Source organism: Streptomyces sp. AC627_RSS907, assembly GCF_019049165.1.
Genome location: NZ_JAGMUE010000123.1, coordinates 17,602 through 40,899, shown reverse-complemented (window position 1 = coordinate 40,899; position 23,298 = coordinate 17,602). Strand labels below are relative to the sequence as shown.

Here is a 23,298-nt window from a genome sequence, read left to right as displayed (position 1 = left end):
CTCGTGGGGGCACTTCGCGGCGGGGCCCGCGCGTCAGCGGAACCGCCGCACCCCCGACGGCGTCACCACCGCGTCCACCGGCCGGTCGTGCGGCTCCCCGGGGACGTGCGCGACGACCTCGGAGTCGTAGAGCAGCACCAGCAGCGCGGGCCGCGCGCCCGCCCGCTCCAGACGCGCGAGGACCCGGTCGTACGAGCCGCCGCCGCGGCCCAGGCGCATGCCGCGCTCGTCGACCGCCAGCCCCGGCAGCAGCACGACGTCCGCCCCGGTCACCGCGTCCGGCCCCAGGCGCTCACCGGTGGGTTCGAACAGGGCCATCCGTCCGCCGCCGTGCCGCACGCGCGCGAGGGAACCCTCCCCGGTGTAGGCGCCCCAGTCCAGGTCGTTGTCGGGCAGCAGGGCCGGCAGCAGGACGCGCACGCCCCGCGCGTGCAGCGCGTCCAGCAGCGCGAGGGTGCCAGGTTCGGCGCCCACGGAGACGTAAGCCGCCACGGCGTGCGCCCGCGCGACCTCCGGCATCGCGAGCGTCCGCTCGGCCAGCGAACGCGCCGCTTCCGACACGTCATCCGCCGTCAACCCGTTCCTCACCGCGAGGAACTCCCGCCGCAACGTGCGCTTGTCAGATTCGGCCGCAGGTCCGTCGTGACTCACTGCTCACTCCCGTACCGCTTTCATGTGCTCATATGAGCACCGCTGATCCGGAGCCACAGTTTCTCCCCAAAGGCACCGGATATGGTGGCGCGCATGACTCAGTCCCACCCCAGGATCAGCAAGGCTGTCATCCCCGCAGCCGGCCTCGGTACCCGGTTCCTGCCGGCCACCAAAGCCACTCCCAAGGAGATGCTGCCGGTCGTCGACAAGCCGGCGATCCAGTACGTGGTCGAGGAGGCCGTGGCCGCGGGCCTCGGCGATGTCCTCATGGTCACGGGCCGCAACAAGCGCCCCCTGGAGGACCACTTCGACCGCAACTACGAGCTCGAGTCCGCCCTCCAGAAGAAGGGCGACGCGGGCCGACTGGCCAAGGTCCAGGAGTCGAGCGACCTCGCCATGATCCACTACGTCCGCCAGGGCGACCCCAAGGGACTCGGTCACGCCGTGCTGTGCGCGGCCCCGCACGTCGGCAACGAGCCCTTCGCGGTCCTGCTCGGCGACGACCTGATCGACCCGCGCGACCCGCTGCTGCAGCGCATGATCGACGTCCAGGAGCAGTACGGCGGCAGCGTGATCGCCCTCATGGAGGTCGCGCCCGAGCAGATCCACCTCTACGGCTGCGCCTCCGTCGAGGCGACCGACGACGGGGACGTCGTCAAGGTCAGCGGGCTGGTCGAGAAGCCCGACCCGGCCGACGCCCCCTCCAACTACGCCATCATCGGCCGCTACGTCCTCGACCCGCACATCTTCGACATACTCCGCACGACCGAGCCCGGCCGCGGCGGCGAGATCCAGATCACCGACGCCCTGCAGCAGCTCGCCGAGGACGAGAAGGTCGGCGGCCCGGTGCACGGCGTCGTCTTCAAGGGCCGCCGCTATGACACCGGCGACCGGGGCGACTACCTGCGTGCCATTGTCAGACTCGCGTGCGAACGTGAGGACCTGGGCCCGGACTTCCGGACCTGGCTCCGCAGTTACGTAGCCGAGGAGATGTAAGGACGTTGAGCAGCGCCGCGCACCGTGCCACCGGCCACGACCACCCCGGGACGGACCACCCCTCCGGCCCGGACCACCTGTGGTCGGTGCAGGACCACCTGGACGACATCCTGGCCGCCGTCCGCCCCCTGGACCCCATCGAGCTGAACCTGCTCGACGCCCAGGGCTGCGTCCTGGTCGACGACATCACGGTGCCGCTCTCCCTGCCGCCGTTCGACAACAGCTCCATGGACGGGTACGCGGTGCGGGTCACCGACGTCGCGGGCGCGAGCGAGGAGTTCCCCGCCGTCCTGGAGGTCGTCGGGGACGTCGCGGCCGGCCAGGCCGACCCGCTGTCCGTGGGCCCCGGGCAGGCCGCCCGCATCATGACCGGCGCCCCGCTGCCGCCCGGCGCCGAGACGGTCGTCCCCGTCGAGTGGACCGACGGCGGGCTCGGCGAGGGCCCGGTGGCCGGGATGCGCGCCCGCAGTCTGGGTCCCGAGGGCGCCGAGGGCCACGTGCACGTGTACCGCCCGGCCGAGGCAGGCGCGCACGTACGCGCGCAGGGCAGTGACGTCAGGTCCGGCGACCGTGCCCTGGAGGCCGGCACGGTGCTCGGACCGCCGCAGATCGCCCTGCTCGCCGCGATCGGCCGGGGCAAGGTCCGGGTGCGCCCGCGCCCGCGCGTGGTGGTGCTCTCCACCGGCAGCGAACTCGTCCAGCCCGACGAGGAGCTGGGCGCCGGCCAGATCTACGACTCGAACAGCTTCGCCCTCACCGCCGCCGCCCGCGACGCCGGCGCGATCGCCTACCGCGTGGGCGCCGTCGCCGACGACGCCGAGACCCTGCGGGCCACCATCGAGGACCAGCTGGTGCGCGCCGACCTCATGGTCACCACCGGCGGCGTGAGCGTCGGGGCGTACGACGTGGTCAAGGAGGCGCTGGCGCACGTCGCCGACGAGGACGAGCCGGGCAGCGGCGTGGACTTCCGCACGCTGGCCATGCAGCCCGGCAAGCCCCAGGGCTTCGGCTCCATCGGACCCGACCACACCCCGCTGCTCGCGCTGCCCGGCAATCCGGTGTCGTCGTACGTCTCCTTCGAGCTGTTCGTCCGCCCCGCGATCCGCGCCCTCATGGGCCTGCCGGACATCCACCGCCCGACGGTCACCGCCACCCTGGCCGCGAAGAAGCCGCTGAGCTCGCCCAGGGGGCGCCGGCAGTTCCTGCGCGGCACCTACACCGACGGCTCGGTCGCCCCGGTCGGCGGATCCGGCTCCCACCTCGTGGCCGCCCTCGCGCACGCCGACGCGCTGATCGTGGTCCCCGAGGACACCGAGTCCGTCGAGCCCGGCGCCGAGGTCGAGGTGGTCCTGCTCGGCTGACCCCGCCCGAATGGCGGTACCGTGTCGCGCACAGCAGGCCCGCGCGCCGCACCGCGCCGGGCCCGGACCGGGAGCGCCACACGAGCATGAGTACGCAGGACCGAACCCCGCAGGACGGCCAGGGCCCGCAGGACCGGCTGACGCACATCGACGAGGCCGGAGCCGCCCGGATGGTCGACGTGTCTGGCAAGGACGTGACCGCACGCACCGCGCGCGCGAGCGGGCGCGTCCTCGTCGCACCGCGCGTGGTCGAGCTGCTGCGCGGCGAGGGGGTCCCGAAGGGCGACGCCCTGGCCACCGCGCGGATCGCGGGCATCATGGGCGCCAAACGCACCCCGGACCTGATCCCGCTGTGCCACCCGTTGTCGGTCTCCGGTGTGAAACTGGACCTGTCGGTCGCGGACGACGCCGTGGAGATCACCGCCACGGTGAGGACGACGGATCGCACGGGCGTCGAGATGGAGGCGCTCACCGCGGTCTCCGTCGCCGCGCTCACCGTGGTCGACATGGTCAAGGCGGTCGACAAGGGAGCGGTCATCACGGACGTGCGGGTGGAGGAGAAGACGGGCGGCAAGTCGGGCGACTGGAGCCGGGGATGACACGGGACGCGTCGGTCGGGGACGCCCTCCTCGCGCCGTACGGCGCACTGGTCGTCACCGCCTCCAACCGGGCCGCCGCCGGGGTCTACGAGGACAGGGGCGGCCCGCTGGTCGCCGAGGGCCTGCGCCGCTTCGGCTTCGCCGTCGACGGCCCGCGGGTCGTCCCCGACGGCGACCCGGTCGAGGCGGCGCTGCGCGCGGGCGCCGAGGCGGGCTACGACGTGATCGTCACCACCGGCGGCACCGGCATATCGCCCACCGACCGCACCCCCGAGGCGACGCGGGCGGTGATCGAGTACGAGGTCCCGGGCATCGCGGAGGCCGTCCGGGCCTACGGCCGGGACAAGGTGCCGACCGCGGTGCTCTCCCGGGGCCTGGCCGGTGTGGCGGGACGGACGCTCATCGTCAACCTGCCGGGTTCCACCGGCGGAGTGAAGGACGGCCTCGCGGTCCTGGAACCCCTGCTGAGGCACGCCGTGGACCAGATCCGCGGCGGTGACCACCCCAGACCCGGCGGCAGCGGGGGTGCGAGCTGAACAGCCCATCCTGGCCCGTGGAGCTGGTGGACGGCGACATCGTCCTCAGGCCGATAAAGCTGCGCGACCAGCGGGCCTGGCGCGAGGTCAACCGGCGCAACCGCGACTGGCTGCGGCCCTGGGAGGCGACCATTCCGCCGCCCGCGCCCGGCGGTCCGCTCGCGAACCGGCCGACGTACCGCCAGATGGTGCGGCACCTGCGCGCCGAGGCGAACGCGGGCCGGATGCTGCCGTTCGTCATCGAGTACCAGGGGCGGCTGGTCGGGCAGTTGACGGTGGCCGGGATCACCTGGGGCTCGATGTGCTCCGGGCACATCGGCTACTGGGTGGACGAGGCGGTGGCCGGCCGCGGGGTGATGCCGACGGCCGTGGCGATGGCGGTGGACCACTGTTTCCGCACCGTCGGACTGCATCGCGTCGAGGTCTGTATTCGCCCCGAGAACGGGCCCAGTCGCCGGGTCGTGGAAAAACTGGGATTCCGCGAGGAGGGACTGAGGCCGCGTTATCTCCACATCGACGGAGGCTGGCGCGATCACCTCGTCTTCGCGCTCACCGCGGAGGAGGTCCCGGACGGGCTGCTGTGGCGCTGGCATCGTTCCCGTGAGCGCTCCCAGGACCGGGACCCGCGGAGGACCCCGGGGAATCCCGCTCGCCCGTACCCCGGAATTGAATAAACGTTCGAAATTGATCGGGCCGCGACCACCCCGAAACGGATCATTTCCCGACCCTGGCGGTCGGCTGATCGCATGGGTTGCAAAAAAAGTTCGAAATATCAGCCAGATCGTGCGACACACCGGCCCAATTGGCGGATGGCCCCACGCAAACCCCTCTACCGTGTGAGGCGTGAGCAGCAGCGGCCTCATCTACGCAGTCATTGTCGGGGCCTGGGCCGCCTACTTGGTGCCGATGTGGCTCCGTAGGCAGGACGAGCTGAACGAGGCCCGTCCGACGGAACGCTTCAGCACCGCCATCCGGCTGCTGTCCGGACGGGCGGGCATGGAGCGCCGGTACGCCAAGGACCTGCGGTCGCGCTCCGCCGACGAGGCGGAGTTCGACGCCGACGCCCCGGACGCCGTCACCGACTCGGTGGACGTCCGGGCGTTCGCCGTGTCCAGAACCCGCCGGCACACCCGGCCGGTCGTACCGCAGCAGCCCGCGGAGCGGCCGGAGGCGACCCGTCCGGAGGTGACCCGCCCGGAGGCGGGCGGACGTCCGCACGGCCCCAGACCCGGACCGTCGCCCGAAGCCGAGGCGGCACCGGCGCGCGAGCGCGGGCCGCAGGCGGGGCGCGAGTCCGTCTCGCCTGCGGCCGCGGCCCGTGCCCGGCGCACCAAGGTGCTCGCACGCCGCCGGCGCACCACCGTGATGCTGTTCCTGGCCTTCACGCTCGGCTCCGTCGTCGCCGCGGTCGGCGGGCTCGCGTTCCTGTGGGCACCCGGCGTGCCCGCCGTGCTGCTCAGCGCCTACATCGCCTATCTGCGCTCCCAGGAGCGCCGCCGGTTCGCCTTCCAGATGGACCGCCGCCAGGCCGAGGTCGCCGCGCAGCGGCTGCGGGACCGCGACCGTCAGCCTCGTCGGCGGACGCCCACCGACACGGCCGGCGACCCCGACGCCGAGGAGCCGGACGAGGGGCCCGAGGCGGAGCCGGACCCCGGCCTGTCGGCGCTCGCCGCGGACCGGCGGGCACTGGTGGAGCAGACCGACCACGCCGAGTGGGTCGACCAGCAGCGTGAACGGCAGCGGCGGCCGCAGGGCGACAGCTGGGACCCGGTGCCGGTACCGCTGCCCACCTACGTGACCGCGCCGGTCGCCCCCCGCGCCACGCCCGACGTGGACCTCGCGGCGCCGGACGCGTGGAGCTCCGCACGCTCCAGCGCCGTCACCCCGGACCAGGAGGAGGCGGCGGCCGAGCCCGTGCCGGACCGCCCCGCCGCCCACGCCGGGGACCGGGCCGAGGACCGGCCCGAGAGCCCCGGCCGCAGCGACGCCCGCCGCGCCGCCTCCGCCCGCCGGGCCCGGGAGCGCGGCCGGACGCCCCTGTTCGACCAGTACGAGGACGGCGACCGCCCCCGCGCGGCCAACGAGTAGGCCGCGCGGGGCCGCCTCCGCTCGGCTCGCGGGAAGCGATTTTTGAGCAGGCCGGTCGGGGTGCTAAAGTTTCACTCGTTGCAAGGGCCTGTGGCGCAGTCCGGTAGCGCACCTCGTTCGCATCGAGGGGGCCAGGGGTTCAAATCCCCTCAGGTCCACGCACATTGACGGGATCCCGTTCGATCACCACGATCGAACGGGATCTTCGTCGTTTCCGGGCCGGCACTCGCCCCGGGCGGCGGCCTGGTCGCCTCGCGCGCCGCCGCGGGGTGAGCGGCGCGGTCCGGCCGGCGGATGCGTGGGTCCTACGGGATCTGGAGGGCCTTCGCGTAGCAGAGGCTCTCCTCGTGGAAGCGGTAGTAGCCGAACTTCTCGCACGGCTCGTAGCCGCTGGAGGTGTACAGGGCCACGGCTTCCGGCTGCTTGGTGCCGGTCTCCAGGACCATGCGGGTCCGGCCCGCCGCGCGGGCGTCCTCCTCCAGGGCCGCCAGGATGCGCCGGGCGAGCCCGCGGCCGCGCATCTGCTCGATCACGAACATCCGCTTCAGCTCGGCGTCACCGTCGCGGTTGCCCTCGTCGTTGGCGTCCTGACGGCGCCAGCCGCCGGAGGCGACCGGGACGTCGTTCTCGTCGTACGCGACCAGGTACAGGCCGTTCGGCGGCGCGAAGTCCGACGGGTCCAGCGGCGTGGCGTCGCCGCCGTCGCCGTAGCGGACGTCGTACTCGGCCTGGACCTCGTCGTTCAACTTCACGGCGTCGGGGTGGTCGAAGGGAACCCGGCGTATGTTCATGCTTCCTACCGTGTTTCTATGTGCGGCCTGGGCGGGACAACGTCCAGTGTGCCGGTATCGTGCCCTGGTGCTCACCGTGACCTGCGTGAATGTGAATGGGCTGCGCGCCGCCGCGAAGAAGGGCTTCGTGGAGTGGCTGGCCGGCACCTCCGCCGACGTGCTGTGCCTCCAGGAGGTGCGGGCCGAGCCCCAGCAGTTGCCCGAGCACGTCCGCGAGCCCGAGGGCTGGCACGTGACGCACGCCCCCGCCGCCGCCAAGGGACGCGCCGGCGTCTCCCTCTACACCCGCCGTGAGCCCGACCGGGTCCGCATCGGGTTCGGCTCGTCGGAGTTCGACGGCAGCGGCCGCTACGTCGAGGCCGACCTGCCCGGTGTGACGGTCGCCTCCCTCTACCTCCCCTCCGGCGAGGTCGGCACCGAGCGCCAGGACGAGAAGGTCCGCTTCATGGGCGAGTTCCTCGCCTACCTCAAGGAACTGCGCGAGCGCGCCGCCGCCGACGGCCGCGAGGTCGTGGTCTGCGGCGACTGGAACATCGCCCACCGCGAGGCCGACCTGAAGAACTGGCGCGCCAACAAGAAGAACTCCGGGTTCCTCCCGGAGGAGCGGGAGTGGCTGAGCCGCGTCCTCGACCCGGCCGAGGGCGGCTATGTGGACGTCGTGCGGGCCCTGCACCCGGATGCCGAGGGGCCGTACTCGTGGTGGTCGTACCGGGGGCGGGCCTTCGACAACGATTCGGGGTGGCGCATCGACTACCACCTCTCCACTGCCGGGCTGGCCGCCAAGGCCGTCAAGGGGTACGTCGAACGGGCCGCCACGCACGCCGAGCGGTGGTCCGACCACGCGCCGGTCACCGTGGTCTACGACCGCTGAGGGCCGGAGGTCCGGGCGCTCCTCACTCCGCCTGCTTGCGGATCCGCCGGTCCAGTGCCAGGGACAGTTCCGCCTCCACCACGCTGCGGGCCAGGGGGCGCAGGCGGTGGAGTTCCTGTTCGGGGGCGTGGCGCAGGACCAGGTCGGCGAAGAGCCCGGCGAGGGCGTCGGCGTGGTCGCGGACGCGTTTGCCGGCGGCGAGGACCTCGGCGAGGGGTATGCCCTCGCGGACCAGGGCCGAGGAGACCTCCAGCAGGCGGTGGCTGATGTGGACGAGTTCGTCGCCGTCGGTGCCGAGGTAGCCGAGCTCCATCGCGGCGGCCAGGTTCTCCGGGGTGACCTCGCCCTCGAAGCGGGCGGCGAGCTCCTCGGGGGTGAGGCGGACCGGCGTTTCCTCGGTGGGTTCGCCGAGGCCGAGCAGGTCGCCGACGTCGCGGCCGTGGTCGAAGGCGTCGGCGAGTTCCGCGATGCCGTTCAGGGTGTGGCCGCGCTCCAGCAGCGCCGCGATGGTGCGCAGTCGGGCCAGGTGGTGGTCGTCGTACCAGGCGATGCGGCCCTCGCGGCGGGGCGGCGGGAGCAGCTTGCGTTCGCGGTAGAAGCGCAGGGTGCGCACCGTGATGCCGGCCAGCCGGGCCAGTTCCTCCATGCGGTATTCACGCTTCTGGGTCACGTACCCGACCTTAAGTCGTACCGGCGGTAACTTTCCTCGGCGCACCCCCTACCCATCAGTACGGAGCTGCTCTACGCTCCCATTGCGCCAGTGTTCACTGGCGTGGTTCCAGACGGTCCAGGCGAAGCGTGGAGGCTCCGGGATGGCCGAGCACGAGCAGGTTCACGAACACGTACGGGTGGCGGTGGTCGGGTCCGGCTTCGGCGGGCTGGGGGCCGCCGTGCGGCTGCGCCGCGAGGGGATCACCGACTTCGTCGTACTGGAGAGGTCCGACAGCGTCGGCGGCACCTGGCGGGACAACAGCTACCCCGGCTGCGCCTGTGACGTGCCGTCCCACCTGTACTCGTTCTCCTTCGCGCCCAACCCCGAGTGGCCCCGCACCTTCTCCGGGCAGCGGCACATCCGCGCCTACCTGGAGCACGTGGCCGACACCTTCGGGCTGCGCCCCCACCTCCGCTTCGGCTCCGAGGTGAAGCGGATGGTGTGGAACGCGGAGCGGCTGCGGTGGGAGATCGAGACCGCGAGCGGGAGTCTGACGGCCGACGTCGTCGTGTCCGCCACCGGACCGCTGTCCGACCCCAGCGTCCCGGACATCCCGGGGCTGGACACCTTCCCCGGCAAGGTCTTCCACTCGGCCCGCTGGGACCACGACCACGACCTCACCGGCAAGCGGGTCGCCGTGATCGGCACCGGTGCCTCCGCCATCCAGATCGTGCCGGCCATCCAGCCGAAGGTCGGCCGCCTCACGCTCTTCCAGCGCACCCCGGCCTGGGTGCTGCCCCGCATGGACCGGGCGATCAGCGGCGCCGAGCGTGCCCTGCACCGGGCACTGCCCGTCACCACCAAGCTGCGCCGCGGGCTGCTGTGGGGTATCCGGGAGCTCCAGGTGCAGGCCTTCACCAAGCACCCGGGCGAGATGGGCTTCGTCGAGCAGATCGCCAAGCGCAACATGGCCGCCGCCGTCAAGGACCCCGCCCTGCGCGCCAAGCTCACCCCCGACTACCGCATCGGCTGCAAGCGCATCCTGCTGTCGAGCGAGTACTACCCGGCGCTCGCCAGGCCCAACGTCGACGTCGTCGCGAGCGGACTCAGCGAGGTGCGCGGCACCACCCTCGTCGCCGCCGACGGTACCGAGGCCGAGGCCGACGTGATCGTCTTCGGCACCGGCTTCCACGTCACCGACCTGCCCATCGCCGAGCGCGTCGTGGGCGCGGAGGGGCGGACCCTCGCCGAGACCTGGAAGGGCGGCATGGAGGCGCTGCGCGGGGCCTCGGCGGCCGGCTTCCCCAACTGGATGACGATCATCGGGCCCAACACCGGCCTCGGGAACTCCTCCATGATCCTCATGATCGAGTCCCAGCTGAACTACATGGCCGACTACCTGCGCCAGTTGCGCGTCCTCGGCGGCCGGGCCGCCCTCGACGCCCGCCCCGCCGCCGTGCGGAACTGGAACCACCGGGTGCAGGAGCGCATGAAGCGCACGGTCTGGAACACCGGCGGCTGCACCAGCTGGTACCTCGACGCGAACGGCCGCAACACCACCATCTGGCCCGGTACGACCGCCGAGTTCCGGCGCGCGACACGGCGCGTGGACCTGGCGGAGTACGAGGTGCTGCGCCCGGCCGCGGCCGAGCCGGCCACCGCCGACGCCGACGCCGACGCCGAGGTGGGTGCGTGAACCGGCTCCCGCACGTCGCCGACGGGCCGTACGCCCCGCCCGTCCCCGCCCACGAGCTGACCGTCGTCGCCGCCGACGGTGCCCGCGTCCACGTCGAGGTGCACGGCCCCGCGCACGCGCCCGCGGTCGTCCTCGCGCACGGCTGGGCCTGCTCGACCGCCTTCTGGGCGGCGCAGATCCGCGCCCTGTCCGCCGACCACCGGGTCATCGCCTACGACCAGCGCGGCCACGGCCGCAGCCCGGCGAACCCGGCGTGCGGCACCGAGCCCCTCGCCGACGACCTCGAAGCCGTCCTGCGGGCCACCCTCGCGCCGGGCGAACGGGCCGTGATCGCCGGGCACTCCATGGGCGGCATGACGGTGATGGTCGCCGCCGCCCGGCCCGCGGTGCGCGAGCACGCGGCGGCCGTCCTGCTGTGCAGCACGGGAAGTTCGCGGCTGGTGGCGTCCGCGACCGTGGTGCCGCTGCGGGAGGGCCGGGCGCGGACCTGGCTGACCCGCCGCGTCCTCGGCTCCCGGGCGCCGCTCGGGCCGGTCACACCCGTCGCGCGCCGGATCCTCAAGTACGCGACGATGGGCCCCGGTTCGGCACCGCACATGGTCGATGCCTGCGCCCGCATCGTGCACGCCTGTCCGCGCGGGGTGCGCCACGCCTGGTCCCGGGTGCTCGACCTCCTCGATCTCGACCACGGGGTACGGCAGTTGACGATGCCGGTCGAGGTGGTGGTCGGCACGGCCGACCGGTTGACCCCGCCCGTGCACGCCCGCTCACTGGCCGCCGCGCTGCCCCACTGCGTGGGACTGACGGAGCTTCCCGGCCTCGGCCACATGACACCGGTGGAGGCGCCGGAGCTGGTCACCGGGAGGATACGCGGCCTCGCCGCCACCTACATGTCCACCGACACGCACGCCGTACACGCCGAGGAGAGCGCATGAACAGGGTGAGCCTGGAAGGGCGGGTCGCCGTCGTCACCGGAGCCGCGCGGGGCGTCGGGGAACTGCTGGCCCGCAAACTGTCCGCACGCGGGGTGAAGGTGGCCCTGGTCGGGCTGGAGCCGGACGGGCTCAAGCAGGTGTCGGCCCGGCTGCACACCGAGAGCGGGACCTGGCACGCCGACGTCACCGACCACGAGGCGATGACCCGGGTCGCCCGGGAAGTGAAGGAACGGTTCGGCAGGGTCGACGTCGTCGTCGCCAACGCGGGCGTCGCCACCGGCGGTCCGTTCGCCGACTCCGACCCGGAGTCCTGGCGGAGGGTGATCGAGGTCAATCTGATCGGCTCCGCGGTGACGGCCCGCGCGTTCCTGCCGGAGCTGCTGGAGAGCCGCGGCTACCTGCTCCAGATAGCGTCGCTCGCCGCCCTCACACCCGCGCCGATGATGACCGCCTACTGCGCCTCCAAGTCCGGTGTCGAGGCGTACGCGCACAGTCTGCGCGCCGAGGTCGGCCACCGGGGCGTGAAGGTCGGTGTGGGCTACCTGTCGTGGACCGACACCGACATGGTGCGCGGCGCCGACCAGGACGACGTCATGCGGGAGCTCAGGCAGCGGCTGCCGTGGCCGTCGAACAAGACGTACCCCCTCGGTCCGGCGGTCGACCGGATCGTGGAGGGCATCGAGCGACGGTCGGCCCACGTGTACGGGCAGTGGTGGCTGCGCGGCATGCAGGGCGTGCGCGGCTACCTGCCGGCCGTCATCGGCACCGTGGGACAGCGTGAGATGCGGCGCTTCGCGGACCGGCTGAACGGCATGCGTACGGGCCTCGTCGGGGCGGGGGGAGCGGCCGACGAACAGCGGCGCGCAACCCTCGCTACGGTCCGTGAGTGATCGACGTGCGTACGGTCACGGCCCGTGTGAATCTGATCGGGCCAGGCCGATCCGGCCGGGCCCGAACACCACAGGAGTGAACCCACATGGGCATCAAGGACCAGTTCCAGGACAAGGCCGAGCGCATGCAGCAGCAGGGCAAGCAGCGGGCCGGTCAGGCCAAGGACCAGATGCAGAGCCGCAACCGCCGCCGTGACGAGGACAAGACGGACCCGTCCTCGCGCCGCCGGGACGCGGACGAGAGCTACGACGCCTGACGCGCCGCCGCTGAACCGAAGGGGCGCCCTCCGTCGCACGGAGGGCGCCCTCTCTCATGCCCGTCGCCTCAGGTCCTGGGCGGCAGCGGTGGCCGTGAGCGGTCCGGTACGTCCTCGTAACCCGGCGGCGTGGCGGGCGGGTTGGTGTCCAGGAGCTCCAGGGCCAGCCGGACCGCGCGGTCCAGCACCGGGTAGCGGCCCTCGGCCCAGTCCAGCGGGGTGCGCAGCGCCTCCACGTCGGGGTCGACGCCGTGGTTCTCCACGGACCAGCCGTAGGCGTCGAACCAGGCCGCGTTCATCGGCACGGTGATCACCGTGCCGTCGCCCAGGCGGTGCCGGCCGGTCATGCCGACCACCCCGCCCCAGGTGCGCTGCCCGACCACCGGGCCGATGCGCAGCAGCCTGAAGGCGGCCGTGATCATGTCGCCGTCGGAGGACGTCGCCTCGTCCGCGACCGCCACGACCGGCCCGCGCGGGGCGTTGGAGGCGTACGACACCGGCTGGGCGTCGCGCGTGAGGTCCCAGCCCAGGATGGTGCGGGCCAGTTTCTCGACGACGAGTTCGCTGATGTGGCCGCCCGCGTTGCCGCGCACGTCCACGATCAGCGCGGGCCGGGAGACCTCCATACGCAGGTCGCGGTTGAACTGAGCCCAGCCCGAGCCGCCCATGTCCGGGATGTGCAGGTAGCCGCACCGTCCGCCGCTCAACTCCCGCACCACCTCGCGGCGTTTGGTCACCCAGTCCTGGTAGCGCAGCGGCCGTTCGTCCACGAGCGGGACGACGGCGACCCGCCGGGCCGGCCCGGGCCCCGCCCCCGCGTCGGCCGGCGCGAAGGTCAGCTCCACGGTCGTACCGCCCGCGCCCGCCAGCAGCGGGTACGGCCCGGACACCGGATCCACCGGGCGGCCGTCCACGTGGGTCAGTACGGCTCCTTCGCGGATGCCCGTACCGGCCAGCGGGGACCGGGCCCTGGAGTCGGAGGAGTCACCGGGCAGGATGCGCTTGACCAGCCACCGGCCGTCCCGGCAGACGAAGTTGGCGCCGAGCAGGCCCTGCCAGCGCTGGTAGTGCGCCGGTCCCTCGTTGCGGCGGGCGGCGGCGACATAGGCGTGCGAGGTGCCCAGTTCGCCCAGGACCTCGCGGAGCAGGTCGGCGAACTCGTCCGGGGTGGCGACGCGTTCGACCAGCGGGCGGTACTGCGCCAGCACCGCGTCCCAGTCGATGCCGCACATGCCGGGGTCCCAGAAGTAGGCGCGGGTCAGGCGGCCCGCCTCGTCGTAGGCCTGGCGCCACTCGGCGGCCGGGTCGGCGTCGTGCAGGATGCGGCGCAGGTCGATCCAGGTGGTGGAGTCCGCGTCGCCCGTCTCGGTCGCCGGTACCGCGCGCAGGTCGCCCTCGTCGAGCACGACGAGGCGGGTGCCGTCGCCGCTGACCCGGAACCAGTCGAGGTGGTCGACCAGTGGGGACTTCTTCGCCTTGGCGAGGTTGAAGTGCTCCAGCGTGGGCCGCTCGCTGGGGTCCGCCGGGTTGGCGAAGGTCTCGCCGAGCGCGCCGGAGATCGGCCAGCGCAGCCAGACCAGGCCGCCGCCCGCGACCGGGTGCAGCGCCGAGTACTTGGAGGCGGTGACCGGGAACGGCGTCACCCGGCTCTCCAGCCCCTCGACCTCGACGATCACCGCGCCACTGTCGTCCGGCTCGTCCTCCAGCGGGTCCAGGCCACCGGCGGCGGGGCGGCCCTCGGGGTTCAGCGCGAACGGGGACGGGGTCGCGGACGACAGCGGCACCAGGTAGGGGCGGCAGCCCAGCGGGAAGGACAGGTCCCCGGTGTGCACGTCGTACACCGGGTCGAAACCGCGCCAGGACAGGAAGGCGAGGTAGCGGCCGTCCCGGGTGAAGACCGGGTTCTCGTCCTCGAAGCGGCCGTTGGTGACGTCGATGACGACCGGCGCGTCCGGCCCGCCGATCCGGGCCATCCTGATCTGCCGCAGCGAGCGTCCGATGCCCGGGTGGGACCAGGTCAGCCAGGCCCCGTCCGGGGAGAAGGCGAGGTCGCGCACGGGGCCGTTCAGGGACCGGACCAACTCGGTGACGCCGCCTCCGCCGGTACCGGTGACGCCGCCTCCGCCGGTACCGGTGGCGTCGCCGGTCCCCACCGCGCCGGTGTCCCCGCCGCCCTCTGCGGCGCCGGCGGCGCTGCCCGGTCCGCTCGCGCTGCCCGGTCCGCTCGCGCTGCCCGGTCCGCTCGCGCCGCCCGCGTCATCGGAGCCGTCGGCGTCATCGGAGCCGCCCGCGTCATCGGCGCCGCCCGCGCTGGCGCTGTCGTCGGCCGGCCCGGAACCGGCGCCGGCGTCCGCGCCGCCCGCCTCCGGGCCGGCGGGTGCCGGGGCGTGGGCCGTCGGGCCGTCCTCCACCGTGCCGGTGTCCGTCCCGGCCGGGCTCCCCGTCTCCACCGCGTCCAGCGCCCGGGCGACCTCCCCGTCCTCCTCGGAGACGTCGAGCAGCAGCAGCCGCCCGTCGTGCGAGGCGACGGCGAGCCGTTCGCCCGCCGGGTCCGAGACCAGCTCCAGTACCCGGCCCAGCCTCCCGGAGGCCAGCCGCCGGGGCGCGCGGCCCCCGGTCGCCCGGGGCAGATGGGCGATCTCCACCGCGTCCTCGCCCTCCGCGTCCGTCACGTACGCGATCCGGCCGCTCGCCCCGAGCATCTCGGGCAGCCGCACCCGTACCCCCGGGGTGTCGGCGAGGGTGCGGGCCGGGCCGTCGCGGTGGGTGAGCCAGTACAGGCTGCCGCGTACGACGACGGCGCTGGCCCGGCCCGTCTCGTCGACGGAGATGCCGCCGACGTTCTGGGCGGCGGGCACCTGGTACGTACGCCGTCCCGCGCGCGGCCCGCTCAGCCGGACGTCGAGCCGGCGCGGCGCCGAGCCGGACGAGAGGTCGTCGACGATCCACAGGTCACCCGCGCACTGGTACACCACCCGCGTGCCGTCGCTCGCGGCGTGCCGGGCGTAGAAGGCGTCGTGGTCGGTGTGGCGGCGCAGGCCGGAGCCGTCGTGGGCGCACGAGTAGAGGTTGCCGACGCCCTCGTGGTCGGAGAGGAAGGCGATCCGGCCGCCGACGAACAGGGGGGAGTCCAGATGCCCACCGAGGTCGGGCAGGAGCCGCTGCCCGTGCAGCCACAGCCGGCCCGTGGCACCGCCCCGGTAGCGCTTCCAGGCGGCGGGCTCGTGCGGCGGGGTACCGGTGAGGAGAAGGGTCCGGCGCTCCCCGTCGACGTCGAGGGCCTGGATGTCGGCGACCGGCCCCCAGGGCAGCTTGCGGCCGGGGTCGCCGTCGGGGGTGAGCTTGTAGGCCCAGGTCATGTGGGAGAAGGGCTCGCCGTGCGAGGCGACGGCGAGGATGGCGGCGCCGCCGTCGGGATCGGGCGGTGACCAGCCGCAGACCCGGGTGTCGAAGCCGCCCCAGTGGGTGAGCTGCCGTCCGGGGCCGCCGTCCACCGGCACGAGGTGGACCTCCGGCACCAGAGTGCGCCAGCTGGTGTACGCGATGTGGCGGCCGTCGGGCGAGAAACGGGGGTGTCCGGTCTTGGCGCGGTCGACGGTGAGCCGCCAGGCGCGGCCCGGACCGTCGAGGTCCGCGAGCCAGAGGTCGTCCTCGGCCACGAAGCACAACTGGTCGCCACTGAGGTGCGGAAGGCGCAGATAACTCACCCCTCCCATGCTTTGCCCGGGTCCGGGACCCGGCAACTTATGCGTGCCCGACAACCGTGACCCAAGCCACGTACGAAACCGTTTCGTTTCGTTAGGCCGTGGGATACATTCGTCCCGTAGGAAACCTGTCGCAGGAGACGGTGTCCGGCGGAGCGGAAGAGAGAAGTGAGCGAGATGACCGAGGTCGCCACCGCGCGCCGCAGTCGGATCACTCCCGCACGCGAGGCCGAGCTGTACGGCGCCGTGCTCGACCTGCTCCGGGAAGTCGGCTACGACGCACTCACCATGGACGCCGTGGCCACCCGCACCCGGTCCAGCAAGGCGACGCTCTACCGCCAGTGGGGCGGCAAGGCCGAGCTGGTCGTCAAGGCCGTCCGGCACGACAAGCACGCCGAGATCGGCTCGATCGACACCGGCTCGCTCCGCGGCGACCTGCACGCCCTGGTGTCCCGTGAGGACGACTGCACGATGGCGCAGAACTCCGCGTTGATGCGGGGCCTGGCCATGGCGCTGCACCAGAACCCGGACCTGCGTCAGGCGTTCCGGGAGCAGCTCGTCGAGCCGGAGACGGCGGAGTTCAGACGACTGCTGCAACGCGCCGTCGACCGCGGCGAGATCAGAGCGGACCGTCCGGCGCTGGAATTCCTCGTGCACATGATGGTCGGTGGCGTCGCCACCCGCACGCTGCTCGACGACCAGCCGCCGACCAGGGACTTCCTCCTGTCCTACATCGACGCCGTGGTCCTCCCCGCCCTCGGTGTCGACCCCACCTCCTGATCGTCCCCTCCCCGCTGAAACCCGTCTGATTCCCCCCTGAGCTCCACCTGATTCCCCCCTGAGCCCCACCTGACGTCACCGCTCACGTCGTCGGGCCGATCACCCCTGCCCTGAAGACCCCCACGACCTGACCGGGAGTACGCCCCCGTGGCCACGTTCCTCTACAAACTCGGCCGGCTCGCCTTCCGCCGACGGCACTTCGTCGCCCTCATATGGGTGGCCCTGCTGACGCTCGCGGGCGCCGGCGCGGCCGGTGCTCCGCCCGCCGGCACCACCTCCTTCTCCATCCCCGGGACCGAGGCCCAGAAGGCCTTCGACCTGCTGGAACAGCGCTTCCCGGGCCAGCGCGCCGACGGAGCGACCGCCCGCGTCGTCTTCAAGGCGCCGCCCGGCGAGAAGATGACGGACGCCGGCAACAAGGCGGCCGTCGAGAAGACCGTCGGCGAACTGGCCGACGGCTCCGAGGTCGCCTCCGTCGCCGACCCGTACACGGGCGACGCCGTCAGCAAGGACGGCACGATCGCCTACGCGTCGGTGAAGTACGACGTCTCCGGCATGGAGCTGGAGGAGTCGACCAAGGACGCGCTGGAGGACGCCGCCCAGCAGGCGCGCGACGCCGGGCTGACCGTCGAGATCGGCGGTGACGCGCTCCAGGCCGTCCCGGAGACCGGTGCCACGGAGATCATCGGCATCGCGGTCGCCGCCGTGGTCCTCGTCATCACCTTCGGCTCGCTGGTCGCGGCCGGGCTGCCCCTGCTCACGGCCCTCATCGGCGTCGGCATCGGCGTCTCCTCGATCACCGCCCTCGCCAGTGTGCTGGAGCTGGGCTCGACCACCTCCATCCTGGCGATGATGATCGGCCTCGCGGTCGGCATCGACTACGCCCTGTTCATCGTCTCCCGCTACCGCGCCGAACTCGCCGAGGGGCGGGAACGCGAGGAGGCCGCGGGCCGTGCGGTCGGCACCGCGGGCTCGGCGGTCGTCTTCGCAGGCCTCACGGTCGTCATCGCCCTGGTGGGTCTCGCGGTCGTCAACATCCCGATGCTGACCAAGATGGGCGTCGCGGCGGCGGGCACGGTCGCCATCGCCGTCCTGATCGCCCTGACGATGGTGCCCGCGCTGCTCGGCTACGCCGGTCGCAGGGTCAGGCCGGCCGGTGCGAAGGGCAAGCTCCTCGGCGGCGGGCGCAAGGGTCCGGACGCGGAGGGGAACGAGGGCGCGCAGGGTGACGGGGGCGCGCAGGGTGAGGGGCGGCAGCCCAAGGCCAACCTGGGCACCCGCTGGGCGAGCTTCGTCGTACGCCGCCCGCTGGCCGTCCTCCTCCTCGGCGTCGTCGGCCTCGGCGCCGCCGCGATCCCCGCGGCCTCCCTGGAACTGGGCCTGCCCGACGACGGCTCCCAGCCGACGTCCACCACCCAGCGCCGGGCCTACGACCTGCTGTCGGAGGGCTTCGGCCCCGGCTTCAACGGCCCGCTGATGGTCGTGGTGGACGCCAAGGACAGCGACGCCCCCAAGGAGGCGTTCACCGACGTCTCCGACATGATCAAGGACCTCGAGGGCGTCGTGGCGGTGACCCCGCCCCAGCCCAACAAGGCCGGCGACACCGCGACGATCACCGTGATCCCGGACTCCAAGCCGTCCTCGTCCCAGACCGAGGACCTGGTGCACGCCATCCGGGACGCGGGCCGCGACGTCGAGGCGGACACCGGCGCACAGACCCTGGTGACCGGCTCGACGGCGATGAACATCGACGTCAGCCAGAAACTGAACGACGCGCTGCTGCCCTACCTGGTCCTGGTCGTCGGCCTGGCCTTCCTCCTCCTGATCGTGGTCTTCCGCTCGATCCTGGTCCCGCTGAAGGCGGCCCTCGGCTTCCTGCTCTCCGTCATGGCGGCACTCGGCGCGGTCGTCGCGGTCTTCCAGTGGGGCTGGCTGTCCGGGCTGATGGGCGTCGAGGAGACCGGCCCGGTCATGTCGATGATGCCGATCTTCATGGTCGGCGTGGTCTTCGGACTGGCCATGGACTACGAGGTCTTCCTGGTCACCCGCATGCGGGAGGCCTACGTCCACGGCGAGAAGCCGAACCAGGCGGTCGTCACCGGCTTCAAGCACGGCGCGAGGGTCGTCACAGCCGCGGCCGTCATCATGATGGCGGTCTTCGCGGGCTTCATCGGCTCCAGCGAGTCGATGGTCAAGATGATCGGCTTCGGACTGGCGATCGCCGTCTTCTTCGACGCGTTCGTCGTCCGCATGGCCATCGTCCCGGCGGTCCTCGCGCTGCTCGGCAGGAAGGCGTGGTGGCTGCCGAAGTGGCTGGACCGCGCCCTGCCCAACGTGGACGTCGAGGGCGAGGGCCTGCGCACGGCAGGGGAGGGCAGGCACACCGACCCGGACGGGGACAGGACGCCGGCCCGCACCTGAGGCGTCCGACGCTCCGGGCGTCCGAGGCACCGAGGCGCTGAGGCACCCAGGCGCTGAGACGCTGAGGCCTCCGACGCGTCGAGGCGTCGAGGCGTCCGGGGCACGACAACAGACCAGCCGGTGAGGGCTCCGTGGGGACGGGGTGGCCCTCACCGGCTTTCCGTGTGCGGCCACGCCGTCACCAGGTCGCCCGCCGGCCGCGCGTACCACTACGGTGCCGTCCATGACGACGACCGACGACGCCTCCGGCCCCCCCCGCCGCCCACCCCCGCTTCGCCGCGGCCCTGCGCGACCTCGGCCTCGGTGACCTGGCCGGACGGGTCCGGCGCTTCCCGGAGGCCACGCGCACCGCCGCCGAGGCCGCCGCCGCGATCGGCTGCGAGCTCAGTCAGATCTGCAAGTCGCTCATCTTCGCCGCCGACGGCGTCCCCGTGCTGGTGCTGATGGACGGCGCCTCCCGCGTGGACGTGGAGCGGGTCCGGGAGGAACTCGGCGCCGAGAAGGTCACGCGGGCCAAGGCCGACGTCGTACGGGAGACGACCGGGTACGCCATCGGCGGCGTGCCGCCCTTCGGGCACCGGACCAGGACCCGGGTGCTCGCCGACCGGTCCCTGCTCGCGCACGAGGTCGTCTGGGCCGCCGCCGGGACCCCGTACGCCGTCTTCCCGATGGAGCCCAAGGACCTCGTCGCCACCGCCGGGGCCACCCTCGTGGACGTGCGCGAGCACTCCGCGTGACGCCCCTCGTCACCGCCGCCGTCCTGCTCGCCGCGGTCACGCACGCCGCCTGGAACGCCATCGCCCACCGCATCACGGACAAGCTGACCGGCTTCGCGCTGATATCCGGCGGCGGGATGCTCATCGGGCTCGCGCTGCTGCCGTTCACGGCGTTCCCGGCGGCCGGGGCGTGGCCGTACCTCCTGGCCTCCGCCGCGATCCACATCGCGTACTACGCCCTGCTGATGCGGTCCTTCCGGCTGGGCGACTTCGGCCAGGCCTATCCCCTCGCGCGCGGCTCCGCGCCCCTGCTCGTCACCGGCCTCGCCGCCGTCTTCGCGCACGAGGTGCCGGACGGCTGGGCGACCGGCGGCGTCCTGCTCTCCTGCGCGGGCCTGACCGGCGTCGCCCTGTGGGGGCTGCGCGGGCGCCGGCCCGACTGGGCGGCGATCGGCGCGGCCCTGGCGACGGGGGTGACCATCGCGGCGTACACCGTCGTCGACGGGCTGGGCGTGCGCGCCTCCGGCTCCTCCCTCGGGTACATCACCTGGCTGATGGCGGTGCAGGGGAGCGTCCTGCCGGCGTACTTCCTGTACCGCCACCGCGCCGGTGCCTGGGCGCTGCTGCGCCCGCGGGCCGGACTGGGGCTGCTCGGCGCGGCCCTGTCCGTCGCCGCGTACGCGCTGGTCCTGTGGGCCCAGACCCGCGCCGAACTCGCGCCGATCGCCGCGCTGCGCGAGTCCTCGATCCTGGTCGGCGCGGCGATCGGGGCCCTCTTCTTCAACGAGCGGTTCGGCGCGCCCCGGATCGCGGCGGCGGGCCTCCTCGTCGTCGGCATCGGGCTGATGCTGCACACGGGGCAGCCGGGATAGTGCGCACGGCGGCTGCGGGGCGCACCCTGGAAACAGGTACTCCGGAGGTGAACGTCATGATGCACACCGCAGTGGGATGGCATGTCGAGCTGGAGTTCATGGAGGACGACCAGCACACACGGGCGGTCGCCATGGTGCGGCTCCCCGACGGGGCCGAGGTCCGTGGCCACGGCCACGCCAGCCGCCACCGAGTCGACGCCCACCAGCCGAGGGTCGGCGAGGAGGTCGCCGGGGCACGGGCGTTGAACGAGCTGGCGATGCAGCTGCTCACCAAGGCGCACGACGAGATCGACACGGCGTCGGGGCGGACCTCCCACCCGATCCACGTCTGAGAGGAAGCCGCGGCCGAGCCGAGGGCTGGGGGGAGCCAGGAGCCAGGTCTGCCTGGGCCCATCGGTCGGCCCGGCGCGTGCTGACGGTCGGGGCGAAGCGCTCAGCCCGCGCCGAGGCCCGAGGCCCGAGGCTCGACGCCCGAGGGTCGGAGGCCCGAGGGTCTGAGGGGCGCTGAGCCCCGCGGCCCGAGGGGTGCTCAGGCCGCGCCCAGCGACACCCGTACCGCCCGGACCAGTGCCTGGGCCCGCGGGTCCGCCGTCACGGTCCTGCGGAAGCCGTTGGTGACGTACCCGAAGGCGATGCCCGCCTCCGGGTCGGCGAAGCCCAGGGAGCCGCCGCGGCCCGGGTGGCCGAAGGAACCGGGGGACAGGAACGGGGACGCGCTGCCGTGCAGCATGTAACCGAGCCCGAAGCGGGTGTTGACGACGAGAACGCGGTCGGGGCCCGCCGACTCCTCGGCCCGCGCCCGTCGCGTCGTGGCCGGATCGAACAGCCGGACACGCCCCGTGACACCGTCGACCTCGCCGACCAGCCCCGCGTAGAACCGGGCGAGCCCGTCCGCCGTCGCGATGCCGTTGGTGGCGGGCAGGGCCGCCGCGCGGTACGCCGGGTCGTTCTGGTCCGGGAACGGCGTGATCGCGGCGAAGGCGCGGCGGGTGAGGGAGGCGGGGTCCCCGTAGGCCTCCGTGACCGACCGCTTGGGGCGCAGGCGCGGACCGCCCGACGGTTCGGGGCCCTCGACGCGCCCGACCCGTCCCGCCCGGCCCGCCGCCTCCTCCGCGGCCGGCAGCCCCAGCCACAGGTCCAGCCCCAGCGGCCGGGCGATCTCCTCGGCGATCCACTCGCCCGTGGACCGCCCGCCCGTGACCCTGCGCACCAGCTCGTCGAGGAGCCAGCCGTACGTCAGCGCGTGGTAGCCGTGGTCGGTGCCCGGCTCCCACACGGGTGCCTGGGCGGCGACGGCCTCGGGGCCCCGCAGCGGGTCGAGGGCCTCCGCGGGGGTGAGCGGACGGTCCAGCACCGGGACCCCGGCCCGGTGGTTCAGCACGTGCCGGACCCGCACGCGTTCCTTGCCGTGCGCCTTGAACTCGGGCCAGTACTCGCCCACCGGCGCGTCCAGGTCCAGCTCGCCGCGCTGGTGCAGCAGCAGCGGTACGGCGGCGGCGACGCCCTTGGTCGCCGAGCGCACGACCTGGGCGGTGCCCCGGCGCCAGGGTTCGGCGCCGTCCGTGCCGGGTGTGTCGTCGACGTGCTTGGTGCCGCCCCACAGGTCGACGACCTTGCGTCCGTCCCGGTAGACGGCGACCGCCGCGCCCCGGTCCCCGAGCGCGGTGAAGTTGCGTGCGAACGCGTCCCTCACGGGCTCGAAGCCCTCGGCCACCGTGCCGTGCACGTCCACGTCCGCGTCCACTTCCCGTGTCCCTTCCCGCTGCCCCGGCTCGTCGCCTGTGTCAGTGGGTGCAACAGGCACCGGTCGTCCGCGATTCCGCGGAGCCCGTGGCCACCGAGCGCGGGCCGAAGCCGAAGGGGGAGCGGGAGCACGGTTCCAGGGCGTGGGACAGGTCGTGGGTGAGCATCACCGATCGGGACCGTGACATACCGCCCGGAAGGCGCGAGCCGGGAAATGTGGGACATTGGACTGGGGGCGGACGCAGGGCATTCGCAGAGGCGGCACAGCGCAAGGGGCGATCCGATGTCCGTAGTCGAACAGTACGCACGAGCCCACGTCCTGACGGACTCGGACCTCCCGGACGAGGACGACGGCGGAGCCATACCGGTCGTGCTGCGCTACGACCCCGACGGCGACCCGCGTTCGGTGTGCGTCCGCCTGCCCTCGCGGGGGCGGCGTCACGGTTCCCGTGCATGGACCTTCCCGCGGTCCCTGCTGGAGCAGGGACTCCGGGCGCCGGCCGGGGCCGGTGATGTGCGGGTGTGGCCCTGCGGGCGGGTGCAGGCCGTCGTCGAGTTCCACTCCCCGCAGGGCTGCTCGGTGGTCCAGTTCGACGCGAAGGTCCTCATACGCTTCCTGCGCCGAACGTACTCGGCCACGGCCACGGCCACGGCTGAGCCGGTGTCGCACTGATCCCCCGGACGGAGCGGGTGCCGCGCGTCGGGGCCGGCTCGGGCCGCCGTCTCGGCCGCCCGTCTC

Annotated in this window: 21 protein-coding genes, 1 tRNA gene and 1 pseudogene; 18 read left to right on the top strand and 5 right to left on the bottom strand. The window is 73.3% G+C overall.

Annotated elements, in window-relative coordinates; all coding sequences use genetic code 11:
• Positions 1–33: 33 nt before the first annotated feature.
• On the bottom strand, positions 34–651 hold the full coding sequence (locus tag KUM32_RS26170) for a 5-formyltetrahydrofolate cyclo-ligase (RefSeq protein ID WP_217144416.1): 618 nt from the start codon (positions 649–651) through the stop codon (positions 34–36).
• A gap of 93 nt (positions 652–744) precedes the next feature.
• On the opposite strand from KUM32_RS26170, the gene galU reads away from it, so the two are divergent.
• The 7 genes from galU (at position 745) to KUM32_RS26135 (ending at position 6,389) form a co-directional block, all read left to right on the top strand.
• Positions 745–1,647 carry a UTP--glucose-1-phosphate uridylyltransferase GalU gene (gene galU, locus KUM32_RS26165; protein WP_217144415.1) on the top strand — a complete coding sequence of 301 codons (903 nt, stop codon included), beginning with the start codon at positions 745–747 and terminating at the stop codon, positions 1,645–1,647.
• Between the two features lie 5 nt (positions 1,648–1,652).
• Positions 1,653–3,008 (top strand): gephyrin-like molybdotransferase Glp, encoded by a 1,356-nt coding sequence (glp, locus tag KUM32_RS26160; protein ID WP_374227555.1) that lies wholly within the window; start codon positions 1,653–1,655, stop codon positions 3,006–3,008.
• An 86-nt stretch (positions 3,009–3,094) separates the two neighbouring features.
• Positions 3,095–3,607: a cyclic pyranopterin monophosphate synthase MoaC gene (gene moaC / locus KUM32_RS26155; RefSeq protein ID WP_217144414.1), complete on the top strand. Its 513-nt coding sequence runs from the start codon at positions 3,095–3,097 to the stop codon at positions 3,605–3,607.
• Positions 3,604–4,143, top strand: a complete 540-nt coding sequence (locus KUM32_RS26150; protein WP_217144413.1) for a molybdenum cofactor biosynthesis protein B — start codon at positions 3,604–3,606, stop codon at positions 4,141–4,143. Before moaC ends, KUM32_RS26150 begins: the two co-directional genes overlap by 4 nt.
• A 17-nt stretch (positions 4,144–4,160) precedes the next feature.
• On the top strand, positions 4,161–4,817 hold the full coding sequence (locus tag KUM32_RS26145; RefSeq protein ID WP_217144412.1) for a GNAT family N-acetyltransferase: 657 nt from the start codon (positions 4,161–4,163) through the stop codon (positions 4,815–4,817).
• 169 nt (positions 4,818–4,986) lie between these two features.
• Positions 4,987–6,231: a gephyrin-like molybdotransferase receptor GlpR gene (gene glpR / locus KUM32_RS26140; protein ID WP_217144411.1), complete on the top strand. Its 1,245-nt coding sequence runs from the start codon at positions 4,987–4,989 to the stop codon at positions 6,229–6,231.
• Between the two features lie 84 nt (positions 6,232–6,315).
• Positions 6,316–6,389, top strand: a tRNA-Ala gene (locus KUM32_RS26135).
• A 147-nt stretch (positions 6,390–6,536) separates the two neighbouring features.
• Here the strand turns inward: KUM32_RS26135 and KUM32_RS26130 are convergent.
• A complete protein-coding gene (locus KUM32_RS26130) occupies positions 6,537–7,022 on the bottom strand; it encodes a GNAT family N-acetyltransferase (RefSeq protein ID WP_217144410.1) in 486 nt (161 codons plus the stop codon).
• A 67-nt stretch (positions 7,023–7,089) separates the two neighbouring features.
• Between KUM32_RS26130 and KUM32_RS26125 the strand changes: the two genes are divergently transcribed.
• On the top strand, positions 7,090–7,893 hold the full coding sequence (locus KUM32_RS26125; RefSeq protein WP_308408720.1) for an exodeoxyribonuclease III: 804 nt from the start codon (positions 7,090–7,092) through the stop codon (positions 7,891–7,893).
• A gap of 22 nt (positions 7,894–7,915) precedes the next feature.
• On the opposite strand, the gene KUM32_RS26120 is transcribed toward KUM32_RS26125, so the two are convergent.
• On the bottom strand, positions 7,916–8,563 hold the full coding sequence (locus tag KUM32_RS26120; RefSeq protein ID WP_217144408.1) for a MerR family transcriptional regulator: 648 nt from the start codon (positions 8,561–8,563) through the stop codon (positions 7,916–7,918).
• Between the two features lie 142 nt (positions 8,564–8,705).
• On the opposite strand from KUM32_RS26120, the gene KUM32_RS26115 reads away from it, so the two are divergent.
• From KUM32_RS26115 to KUM32_RS26100, 4 genes are all read left to right on the top strand, one after another.
• A complete protein-coding gene (locus KUM32_RS26115; protein WP_217144407.1) occupies positions 8,706–10,241 on the top strand; it encodes an NAD(P)/FAD-dependent oxidoreductase in 1,536 nt (511 codons plus the stop codon).
• On the top strand, positions 10,238–11,176 hold the full coding sequence (locus KUM32_RS26110; RefSeq protein WP_217144406.1) for an alpha/beta fold hydrolase: 939 nt from the start codon (positions 10,238–10,240) through the stop codon (positions 11,174–11,176). Before KUM32_RS26115 ends, KUM32_RS26110 begins: the two co-directional genes overlap by 4 nt.
• Positions 11,173–12,066, top strand: coding sequence for an SDR family oxidoreductase (locus KUM32_RS26105; protein ID WP_217144405.1), 894 nt, complete (start codon positions 11,173–11,175; stop codon positions 12,064–12,066). The genes KUM32_RS26110 and KUM32_RS26105 overlap by 4 nt, the downstream gene beginning before the upstream one ends.
• Positions 12,067–12,152: 86 nt before the next feature.
• Positions 12,153–12,323, top strand: a complete 171-nt coding sequence (locus KUM32_RS26100) for a hypothetical protein (RefSeq protein ID WP_217144404.1) — start codon at positions 12,153–12,155, stop codon at positions 12,321–12,323.
• A 68-nt stretch (positions 12,324–12,391) separates the two neighbouring features.
• Here the strand turns inward: KUM32_RS26100 and KUM32_RS26095 are convergent, their stop codons facing one another.
• The gene (locus KUM32_RS26095) at positions 12,392–16,039 is read right to left on the bottom strand and encodes a S41 family peptidase (protein WP_217144403.1); all 3,648 of its coding nucleotides are present in this window, start codon (positions 16,037–16,039) and stop codon (positions 12,392–12,394) included.
• 165 nt (positions 16,040–16,204) lie between these two features.
• Here KUM32_RS26095 and KUM32_RS26090 point away from each other — a divergent pair, with 165 nt between their 5' ends.
• The 5 genes and pseudogenes from KUM32_RS26090 to KUM32_RS26070 all read left to right on the top strand — a co-directional run bounded on the left by KUM32_RS26090 (position 16,205) and on the right by KUM32_RS26070 (position 21,148).
• Positions 16,205–16,807: a TetR/AcrR family transcriptional regulator gene (locus KUM32_RS26090; RefSeq protein ID WP_217144422.1), complete on the top strand. Its 603-nt coding sequence runs from the start codon at positions 16,205–16,207 to the stop codon at positions 16,805–16,807.
• A gap of 147 nt (positions 16,808–16,954) precedes the next feature.
• On the top strand, positions 16,955–19,228 hold the full coding sequence (locus tag KUM32_RS26085; RefSeq protein WP_217144402.1) for an MMPL family transporter: 2,274 nt from the start codon (positions 16,955–16,957) through the stop codon (positions 19,226–19,228).
• Positions 19,229–19,451: 223 nt separating this feature from the next.
• Positions 19,452–19,965 (top strand): annotated as a pseudogene (locus KUM32_RS26080) (YbaK/EbsC family protein).
• Complete coding sequence (locus KUM32_RS26075) at positions 19,962–20,816, top strand: DMT family transporter (RefSeq protein ID WP_217144401.1); 855 nt, start codon at positions 19,962–19,964, stop codon at positions 20,814–20,816. Before KUM32_RS26080 ends, KUM32_RS26075 begins: the two are co-directional and overlap by 4 nt.
• A 56-nt stretch (positions 20,817–20,872) precedes the next feature.
• Complete coding sequence (locus KUM32_RS26070) at positions 20,873–21,148, top strand: DUF1876 domain-containing protein (protein WP_217144400.1); 276 nt, start codon at positions 20,873–20,875, stop codon at positions 21,146–21,148.
• Positions 21,149–21,345: 197 nt separating this feature from the next.
• Here the strand turns inward: KUM32_RS26070 and KUM32_RS26065 are convergent, their stop codons facing one another.
• Positions 21,346–22,548, bottom strand: a complete 1,203-nt coding sequence (locus KUM32_RS26065; protein WP_217144420.1) for a serine hydrolase domain-containing protein — start codon at positions 22,546–22,548, stop codon at positions 21,346–21,348.
• A gap of 294 nt (positions 22,549–22,842) precedes the next feature.
• Between KUM32_RS26065 and KUM32_RS26060 the strand changes: the two genes are divergently transcribed.
• Entirely contained in the window at positions 22,843–23,232 is a 390-nt protein-coding gene (locus tag KUM32_RS26060; protein ID WP_217144399.1) for an SsgA family sporulation/cell division regulator, read from the top strand.
• The last annotated feature ends 66 nt before the right edge of the window (positions 23,233–23,298 follow it).

What these genes read in the sequence shown, in the direction of transcription:
- galU (WP_217144415.1), top strand. Translation starts at nt 745, where the DNA reads ATGACTCAGTCCCACCCCAGGATCAGCAAGGCTGTCATCCCCGCAGCC.
- moaC (WP_217144414.1), top strand. Translation starts at nt 3,095, where the DNA reads ATGAGTACGCAGGACCGAACCCCGCAGGACGGCCAGGGCCCGCAGGAC.
- KUM32_RS26150 (WP_217144413.1), top strand. Translation starts at nt 3,604, where the DNA reads ATGACACGGGACGCGTCGGTCGGGGACGCCCTCCTCGCGCCGTACGGC.
- KUM32_RS26130 (WP_217144410.1), bottom strand. Translation starts at nt 7,022, where the DNA reads ATGAACATACGCCGGGTTCCCTTCGACCACCCCGACGCCGTGAAGTTG.
- KUM32_RS26115 (WP_217144407.1), top strand. Translation starts at nt 8,706, where the DNA reads ATGGCCGAGCACGAGCAGGTTCACGAACACGTACGGGTGGCGGTGGTC.
- KUM32_RS26105 (WP_217144405.1), top strand. Translation starts at nt 11,173, where the DNA reads ATGAACAGGGTGAGCCTGGAAGGGCGGGTCGCCGTCGTCACCGGAGCC.
- KUM32_RS26100 (WP_217144404.1), top strand. Translation starts at nt 12,153, where the DNA reads ATGGGCATCAAGGACCAGTTCCAGGACAAGGCCGAGCGCATGCAGCAG.
- KUM32_RS26095 (WP_217144403.1), bottom strand. Translation starts at nt 16,039, where the DNA reads ATGGGAGGGGTGAGTTATCTGCGCCTTCCGCACCTCAGTGGCGACCAG.
- KUM32_RS26090 (WP_217144422.1), top strand. Translation starts at nt 16,205, where the DNA reads ATGACCGAGGTCGCCACCGCGCGCCGCAGTCGGATCACTCCCGCACGC.
- KUM32_RS26070 (WP_217144400.1), top strand. Translation starts at nt 20,873, where the DNA reads ATGATGCACACCGCAGTGGGATGGCATGTCGAGCTGGAGTTCATGGAG.
- KUM32_RS26060 (WP_217144399.1), top strand. Translation starts at nt 22,843, where the DNA reads ATGTCCGTAGTCGAACAGTACGCACGAGCCCACGTCCTGACGGACTCG.